Raw genomic sequence first — 8,034 nt, forward strand, 5'->3', positions numbered from 1 at the left:
GTCGCGGGCGAGGGCGCCGGGGAGGTCCCCGCGGACGGCGCCCGGCTGCTCCGCTCGCCCGCCGCCGTCGAGTCCCCGCAGGACGGCGTCGCCGCCGTCGGGGAGGCCCTCGGCGCCGAGGCGCCGCCATCCTGCTGACCGAACGCGACGGACGGTTCATCATGGGCGCGTCCACCGGCACCGCCGCCGAGATGCCCCTCGGCGAGCTGTCGGTCGCCGGGCTCGCCCCCGCCGTCCGCGCCGGATCCCACTGGGTCGCCGCGGAACCGCCGACCCGATCGCGTCGGCCTGCGGGCCCGCTCGGTCACCGCCGCGCCGCTGGAATCGCAGGGCCGCCTCACCGGCCTCCTCGTCGCCGCCTCCGCGGCCCCGGACCGCTTCACCGAGATCGACGGGATCCGCACCGGCAGGCTCGCCGAAGAGTTGTCGCTCTCCCTGGAGAAGGCCCGGGTCGGGGAGCTGGAACGGTCCTGGCGCGGCTGGCTCAGCTTCGTCGCCGAGGCCAGCGACCTGCTCGCCGGCACCCTCGACCAGGAGCGCACGATGGCGCTCGTCGCGCAGCTCGTCGTGCCCCGGCTCGCCACCTGGTGCGCCGTCTACACCGTCGCCGACGCCGAACCGGCCCGGCTCGCCTACGTCTGGCACGCCGACGAGAACCGCGCCGACGGGCTGCGCGCCCTCCTCGACCGGGCCGGGCCCGCCCCGGCCACGGACGTCCCCGGCCCCTGGCACGGCTTCGCCGACGCGCCCGCGGACGTCCGCGCCGCCGCGGCGACACCGCCGCCGACCAGGTCTACGCGTTCCCGCTGATCGCGCGCGGGCGCCGCACCGGCACCATCCTCATCGGCCGCCCCGCGGGCGACCGCTTCGCCCGCAGCGCCATCGAACTCGCCGAGGAGCTCAGCCGCCGCGCCGCGCTCGCCGTCGACAACGCCCGGCTGTTCTCCGCGCAGACCGCCATGAGCAGCGCCCTGCAGCGCAGCCTCCTGCCGCCCGCCATCCCCGAGATCCCCGGCCTCGAGGTCGCCGTGGTGTACGAGCCCGCGGGCGAGGGCAGCGAGGTCGGCGGCGACTTCTACGACGTGTTCGAGAGCGGCCCCGTCGGCGGCGGCCCCGCCCTCGAGGACGTCGCCCCCGGACGCTGGCGGTTCGCGATCGGCGACGTGTGCGGCACCGGACCGGAGGCCGCCGCCGTCACCGGGCTGGCCCGGCACGCCCTGCGGATCCTCGCCGCCGAGGACATGTCCGTCCCGGACGTGCTCGGCCGGCTCAACCGGCTCATCCTCGGCGAGGGGGAGCGCGGTCGGCTGCTCACCCTGCTGCACGGCGAGATCACCGCCCGCCGCGCCCGCGACGGCGTCACCATCCGGCTGTCCAGCGCCGGGCATCCGCCGCCGCTGATCCTCGACCCGGGCGGCGAGGTGCGCGAGGCGGCCACCTCGCAGCCGCTGCTGGGGGTGTTCGACGACGTGGACTTCCATACCGATACGGTCGAACTCCGCCGCGGGGAGGTGCTGCTGTGCGTGACCGACGGCGTCACCGAGCGGCGCTCCGGCGGACGGCTGCTCGGGGACGGCAACGGGCTCGAGCGGCTGCTCGCGGGCTGCACCGGGCTCAGCGCGGGCGCCGTCGCCGCCCGCATCCAGCGCGCGGTGCGCGACTTCGGCCCCGAGCCGTCGAACGACGACGTTGCCTGATAGTTCTGCGGGCGTCATGATGGAGACCAACGATCGGTAAGGTGGGGTGGCGTGGGGCTTGCCTTGCACACGACACAGAAGGATGGCCGCGCGACGATCACCGCGCGCGGTTCCATCGACCTGAACTCCTCCGACGAGCTGCGCTCTCGGCTGACCGAGCTCGTGGACGCGGGTGAGCGGGCGGTCGTGGTCGACCTCGCCGCGGTCGACTTCTGCGACTCGTCCGGTCTCAACGTCCTCGTCCGCGCGTACAAGCACGCGCGCGCGCAGAACGCCACGCTGACCGTCACCGGCGCCTACGGCCGGGTCGAGAACGTCCTGCGCACCACCGGGCTCGACCGGTTCCTCATGGAAGACGCGGCGGAGGAAACGGCGTCCGACGGCGGACGGTGACCGATGCATCACCGACGGCGCGCCGGAGCGCGGCACACGGGAAGTGCGGACATGACGGAGCGGAACCCGATGCAGAACGGCGAGCGGGCGGAGTGACCGACCCGATGACCGAGACCACGCTGCGCGCGGCGCCGCAGACCGAGGCGGTCGAGTACGCGCGTCGGCTCGCCGCCCGCACCATGCGCACCTGGGCCCTCATGGAACGCGAGGAGCTCGTCACCGCCATCGTGGCCGAGCTGGTGGCCAACGCCGTCCGGCACGCCGGGACGGCACTGGAACTGCGGCTGCTGCGCGGCACCGGCCGCGTCCGCGTCGAGGTCCGCGACCGCGCCGCCCAGCTGCCCCGCCTCACCGTCCCCGGCCCCCTGGACGAGTCCCACCGCGGCCTGTTCATCGTCGACCGCTTCGCCACGTCCTGGGGCGCCGACCCCGTCACCGGCGGCAAGGTCGTCTGGGCCGAGGTCAGCATCTGACGGACCCCGGCACGACGGCGCCCGGCGATCCCGGGAAGGGACGGCCGGGCGCGCGCCGCACGAAACTCAGACGGACTTGCGGTACAGCTCCGCGACCATGAACGCCAGGTCCAGCGACTGCCCGCGGTTCAGCCGGGGGTCGCACGCCGTCTCGTACCGCTGGTGCAGATCGTCCTCGACCAGCCCGTGCCCGCCGCCGACGCACTCGGTGACGTCGTCGCCGGTGAACTCGATGTGGATCCCGCCCGGATGCGTGCCGAGCGCCCGGTGCACCTCGAAGAACCCGGCGACCTCGTCCAGGACGTCGTCCAGCCGCCGCGTCTTGTGCCCGCTCGGCGCCTCGAACGTGTTGCCGTGCATCGGGTCGCACACCCACGCCACCGGGGCGCCGCTCCGGTGCACCTTCTCGATCAGCGGCGGCAGCGCGTCCCGGATCTTGCCCGCGCCCATGCGCGTCACGAATGTCAGCCGCCCCGGCTCGCCGTCCGGGTTCAGCTTGTCGATCAGCGCCAGCGCCTCGTCGGCCGACGTCGTCGGGCCCAGCTTCACCCCGATCGGGTTGCTGATGTGCCGGAGGAACTCCACGTGGGCGCCGTCCAGCTGCCGGGTCCGCTCGCCGATCCACAGGAAGTGCGCCGACACGTCGTACGGCCGGCCGCTCAGGCTGTCGATCCGGGTCAGTGCCCGCTCGTACTCCAGCAGCAGCGCCTCGTGGCTGGAGTAGAACTCCACACCGTGGAACTCGTCGGGGTTCGCCCCGCACGCCTTCATGAACGTCAGCGCCCGGTCGATCTCGCCCGCCAGCTGCTCGTAGCTGCGCCCGGCCGGGCTCTGCTGGACGAAGTCCCGGTTCCAGGTGTGCACCTGCCGCAGGTCGGCGTACCCGCCCTTGGTGAACGCCCGGCACAGGTTCAGCGTCACCGCGGAGCAGTGGTACGCCTTCAGCAGCCGCTGCGGGTCGTTGCGGCGCGACGCGGCGTCGAACGCGAACCCGTTGACGGCGTCGCCCCGGTAGGCGGGCAGTTCCACGCCGCCGCGCACCTCGACGGGCTTGGACCGCGGCTTGGCGTACTGCCCCGCCATTCGGCCGATCTTCACGACCGGGACGCTCGCGGCGTAGGTGAGCACGACCGCCATCTGCAGCAGGGTCTTCAGCTTGTTCTTCACGGCGTCGGCGTTCGACCCGTCGAACGTCTCCGCGCAGTCGCCGCCCTGCAGGACGAACGCCTGCCCGCGCGTCACGTCCGCGAGCCGCTCCTTGAGCTGGTCGCACTCACCGGCGAAGACGAGCGGCGGCTGCGCGGCCAGTTCGGCCGCGACCGCGCGGAGCTCGTCCGGATCGTCCCATTCGGGCTGCTGGAGGGCGGGGAGGGAGCGCCAGGCGTCCAGATCCCCAGAGGCGGTGGAAGTACTCACGCGAAAAGGCTATGGCACAGTCCGGCGCGACCGGGCCACCCGCCCCGGACGGACGCCCCGCGCGGCCCTTCGCGGCCCTGGAACGCGAAACCGGGCGGCCCCTTCTCGGGACCGCCCGGTGAACGGACGGGGCGACGTGCGGATCGTCGTGCGAATCGTTGTGCGGATCGTCGCGCCGGTCTCGGCCGCCGCCTCACGCCGCGCGGCTGCCGGCACCGGCCCGGACGGGGCCGTCCGCCGCGGCCTGCGCGCCCGCCAGCGCCCGGCGGCCGCTCAGGTCGGTCTCGGACGCCAGCTGCCGCAGGCGCCGCAGCGACCGGTCGGTGATCTGCCGGACCCGGTTGTGGCTCAGGCCGTAGCGTGCGCCGATCTGGGCGTACGACAGGGGCTGGCCGCTGTCCATCCCGAACCGGGCCCGCAGGATCGCGGCCTCCCGTTCCGGCAGCCGGTCCAGCAGCCGTCCGAGACCCTCGATGTCGTCCAGGGCGAGAATCTCCGCCTCGGGCGTCACGGCCTCGGGATCCTCCAGCAGGTCGCCCATCGGCGTCTCGCCGGCGTCGTCGACGGTCGCGTCGAGGCTCGCCGGGTCGCGCCGCCAGCGCAGCAGCTCGTCCACATGCTCGGCGTCGGCGCCCACCGCCCCGGCCAGCTCCTCGCGGTTCGGCTCACGGCCCAGCTCACGGCTCAGCTGGCGTTCGGCGCGCCGCAGCCGGGAAAGCTCCTCCTCCACGTGGACCGGCAACCGGATCGTGCGGGCCGTGTGACTCAGCCCGCGGCCGATCGCCTGCCTGATCCACCACGTCGCGTACGTGGAGAACTTGAAGCCGCGGCGGTAGTCGAACTTCTCCACCGCGCGCATCAGCCCCAAGTTCCCCTCCTGAATGAGGTCGATGAGGGGCAACGAGTCGGTCGGGTACTTGCGGGCGATCGAGACCACGAGGCGCAGATTGGCCTCGACGAAACGCTGCTTGGCGCGCAGCCCCGCCGCGGTCAGCTCCTCCAGCTCCTCGCGGGACGCGCCCGCGGGCACGTTCCCCTCGTCGAGGAGCTGTTCGGCGTACAGGCCCCCTTCGATCGCCTTCGCCAGATCGACCTCTTCCTCCGCGTCAAGCAGGGGGGTACGGCCGATCCGGTCGAGGTACGCTCCGACAAGGTCCTTGTCGGTGACGTCGACCCTGTCGCCCTTGGTACGGGTTGCAGCCATCCTGACCCTTCTCCGGTGCGATCTCCCTATGGGGACAACGCTAATTACCGCTCTGTGATTCCCAGCGGGGAATACTCCAAGGCTGTAAGCCGCTCTACGGACCTGATACCCCGACTGAGGAGAAACCGACATGGCGACCGTGAACCTCACCGCCCAGAACTTCGACGAGGTGGCCCAGGGCGACGGGATCGTGCTGGTCGACTTCTGGGCGTCCTGGTGCGGCCCCTGCCGCCAGTTCGCGCCGGTGTACGAGAAGACGTCGGGCAAGCACGACGACATCGTCTTCGCCAAGGTCGACACCGAGGCCGAGCCCGAACTGTCGGAGCGGTTCCGCATCGCCTCCATCCCCACGCTCATGGCCATCCGCGACGGCGTGATCGTCTTCGCGAGCCCGGGGCGCTGCCCGAACCGGTCCTGGAAAACGTGATCGAGCAGGTCCGCGGGCTGGACATGGAGGACGTCCGGACCCGCATGAAGTCCTGAAGCACCTGGTCACGTCCCTGTCACGCCCATGTGCGGGTGGAACGGCCGGGCACGCCCGGCTGTTCCCGACCCGCGGTCCGACGCGCGCGGCGGACGACATGCGGGCGCCGGGCGACACGCCCGCCGGGTGACGGCACGGGGACGCTCGATCGAATCCGCGGCGGCGCGATGGCAAAGAAGCCCGCCGCGCCGTCCGATCCGCCCGGTGCATGAACGATGATGGACGGATGCTCGTCGATGTCGTGCCATACCTGGTGTGCCCCGTGTGCGGAGCGGACCTCACGATGACGGAAGGCCGGCTGCACTGCCCGTCCGGGCACGCCTTCGACATCGCACGGCAGGGCTACGCGAACCTGCTCCCCGGCAACGCCCGTCCCGGGACCGCCGACACGCCGGAGATGGTGCGGGTCCGCGCCGCGTTCCTCGGCGCCGGGCACTTCGCCCCGATCGTCGAGCGGCTCGCCCGGACGGCCGCCCGCCACATGGACGGCCGCAGCTGCGTACTCGACGCGGGCGCCGGCACCGGCTACTACCTGAGCCGCATCCTGGACGGGACGCCGGGCGCCGTCGGCCTGGCGATCGACATCTCCAAGCACGCCGCGCGCCGCGCCGCGAAGGCCCATCCGCGGGCCGGCGCCGTCGTCGCCGACCTGTGGCGGCCGCTGCCGATGCGCGACGGCGCCGCCGACGTCGTCGTCAACGTCTTCGCTCCGCGCAACGCCGCCGAGTTCCACCGCGTCCTGCGCCCGGACGGGCCCCTGCTCGCCGTGACCCCCGCATCGGGACACCTCGGGCCGCTCGTGGAGTCGCTGGGCCTGATCTCCGTCGACGAACGCAAGATCGAACGCACCGACGCGGCGCTGGCCGGATACTTCAAGCCGGACGGCCGCGAGCGGCTCGACGCGGAGGCCGTCCTCACCCACGACGAGATCACCACGCTCGTGGGCATGGGGCCGAGCGCCCACCACGTCCCGGAGGACGCGCTCCGGGAACGCCTCGAACGGCTACCGGATCCGGTCCCAGTGCCCCTCTCGTTCGTCCTGTCCGCCTATCGGCGCCTTGAGTAGCCGCACGGGCGCGGTTCCGGCGAACGTGACCGACACCTGCGGGACCTCACCCGGCTCCATCGGATCCACGACGTGCGGGAGGCCGTGCCTCCCGAACGCGAACGAGGTGGAGACGGACCGGACCGTCCCGGTGAGGAGCACCCGCTGCAGCGCCTGCCCCGCCCGCAGCCACTCCGCGGGGGAGTCGCCGCGCGTCGTCAGCAGCGCCCGCCGCACCCCGTCGCCGGGCCCGGCCGGCAGGACGTGGAGCCTCGCGCCCTCCAGCCGCGCCGCCTCCCCGAGTTCGTTGACGACGGACACGGACGGACGGCTTCCCGGGACCGGCGGAGCGAACGGCCGCAGCGTCGCGGCGTAGAGCAGCCGCTCGTCGCGCGACACCCGATGCCGTCCCACGAGCCGGACGGTCGCCAGGAGCGTGGGCCGCTCGACGTCCGGCAGGAGCCGGACGACCGGCGCGTGACCGAGCTGCGCCGCGGCGAGCCGCAGGTTCACCAGGACGGCGCCGCTGCCGAGATGGAGCCCGCGGCCGCCCGGGTCGTCCGTCGGCCGGAACCTGCCACGATCGGCGCGCACCTCGATCAGACCCGGCACGACCTTCAGACGCCATGCGTGCACGTCGTGGATCGTCGGCCCCATGGTCGCCGCGACCACCAGTCGCTCTGCCGAAGCGCGGATTCCGACGGACACACTCACGAGGCGTTCCTCCTCACCCCGGCCGGTTTCTCCCCGGCCGGACCGCGGGCCCGCGCCCGTCCGATCGTCCGAACCGCAGGAACGGGACGCTCACGGACACGGGCCTGCGACGGTACCGCAACCGTGACCTCGCGCACATAGGTTGTGATCTGGGGTTATGACGGGAAGAAACGGATTGTGGAGAACGGTGCGGAGTCGAGTGACCCGAGGGCTTGATTTGACGGTCCGACAAGGGCGCTCTAATGTTCTTCATGCCCCGAGGGGATGCAGAACGCCGCAAGGCGGTCGGCCCCGGGGAAGTCAGGCCCCGGAAAAACGGTTCGAGTCACGCTCGGGCTGTTGTACGATGGCGTGACGAGCCCGGAACGGGATGCAGGACACCGACTCGGTGGCCGGCCCGCAGGGCACTCCCACGAGACGATCAAGCGAACTTCGTGTTCGCCCGTATCGCCCCGTGGGGCCGGACAAGTCCTCCGTTGAACGAATCGATCTCGATCGGTCCGCTTGACACCGGGAGCGAGTCTGGTAAGTTAGAAGGGTTGCCCCGGAGCGAGACCGGCGAGAGCGGGTCGAGCGCGGTGGGTGTCCGTTTCTTGAGAACTCAACAG

9 protein-coding genes are annotated in these 8,034 nt (G+C 72.6%); 6 read left to right on the top strand and 3 right to left on the bottom strand.

Features of this window, described 5'->3' with window-relative positions:
* Window positions 1–423 precede the first annotated feature (423 nt).
* The 4 genes from BJF79_RS61805 (at window position 424) to BJF79_RS26945 (ending at window position 2,563) form a co-directional block, all read left to right on the top strand.
* A complete protein-coding gene (locus tag BJF79_RS61805; protein ID WP_262402639.1) occupies window positions 424–810 on the top strand; it encodes a hypothetical protein in 387 nt (128 codons plus the stop codon).
* A gap of 149 nt (window positions 811–959) precedes the next feature.
* Window positions 960–1,697 carry a PP2C family protein-serine/threonine phosphatase gene (locus BJF79_RS61810; protein ID WP_262402640.1) on the top strand — a complete coding sequence of 246 codons (738 nt, stop codon included), beginning with the start codon at window positions 960–962 and terminating at the stop codon, window positions 1,695–1,697.
* A 51-nt stretch (window positions 1,698–1,748) separates the two neighbouring features.
* Entirely contained in the window at window positions 1,749–2,090 is a 342-nt protein-coding gene (locus tag BJF79_RS26940) for an STAS domain-containing protein (protein WP_075901527.1), read from the top strand.
* Between the two features lie 104 nt (window positions 2,091–2,194).
* A complete protein-coding gene (locus BJF79_RS26945; protein WP_067469847.1) occupies window positions 2,195–2,563 on the top strand; it encodes an ATP-binding protein in 369 nt (122 codons plus the stop codon).
* Between the two features lie 66 nt (window positions 2,564–2,629).
* Here the strand turns inward: BJF79_RS26945 and BJF79_RS26950 are convergent, their stop codons facing one another.
* Together BJF79_RS26950 and BJF79_RS26955 are read right to left on the bottom strand one after the other, a co-directional pair.
* Complete coding sequence (locus BJF79_RS26950) at window positions 2,630–3,979, bottom strand: class II 3-deoxy-7-phosphoheptulonate synthase (protein ID WP_075901529.1); 1,350 nt, start codon at window positions 3,977–3,979, stop codon at window positions 2,630–2,632.
* A gap of 193 nt (window positions 3,980–4,172) precedes the next feature.
* The gene (locus tag BJF79_RS26955; protein ID WP_075901531.1) at window positions 4,173–5,183 is read right to left on the bottom strand and encodes an RNA polymerase sigma factor RpoD/SigA; all 1,011 of its coding nucleotides are present in this window, start codon (window positions 5,181–5,183) and stop codon (window positions 4,173–4,175) included.
* A gap of 130 nt (window positions 5,184–5,313) precedes the next feature.
* Here BJF79_RS26955 and BJF79_RS26960 point away from each other — a divergent pair, with 130 nt between their 5' ends.
* Complete coding sequence (locus BJF79_RS26960) at window positions 5,314–5,610, top strand: thioredoxin family protein (RefSeq protein WP_316043444.1); 297 nt, start codon at window positions 5,314–5,316, stop codon at window positions 5,608–5,610.
* A 283-nt stretch (window positions 5,611–5,893) separates the two neighbouring features.
* Window positions 5,894–6,733, top strand: a complete 840-nt coding sequence (locus tag BJF79_RS26965) for a putative RNA methyltransferase (RefSeq protein WP_075901533.1) — start codon at window positions 5,894–5,896, stop codon at window positions 6,731–6,733.
* Here the strand turns inward: BJF79_RS26965 and BJF79_RS26970 are convergent.
* Window positions 6,671–7,348 (bottom strand): hypothetical protein, encoded by a 678-nt coding sequence (locus BJF79_RS26970; protein WP_262402641.1) that lies wholly within the window; start codon window positions 7,346–7,348, stop codon window positions 6,671–6,673. The two genes, BJF79_RS26965 and BJF79_RS26970, sit on opposite strands and share 63 nt — an antisense overlap.
* Between the last annotated feature and the right edge of the window lie 686 nt (window positions 7,349–8,034).

Source organism: Actinomadura sp. CNU-125 (genome assembly GCF_001942465.1).
In the GTDB taxonomy this organism is placed as follows: Bacteria; Actinomycetota; Actinomycetes; order Streptosporangiales; family Streptosporangiaceae; genus Spirillospora.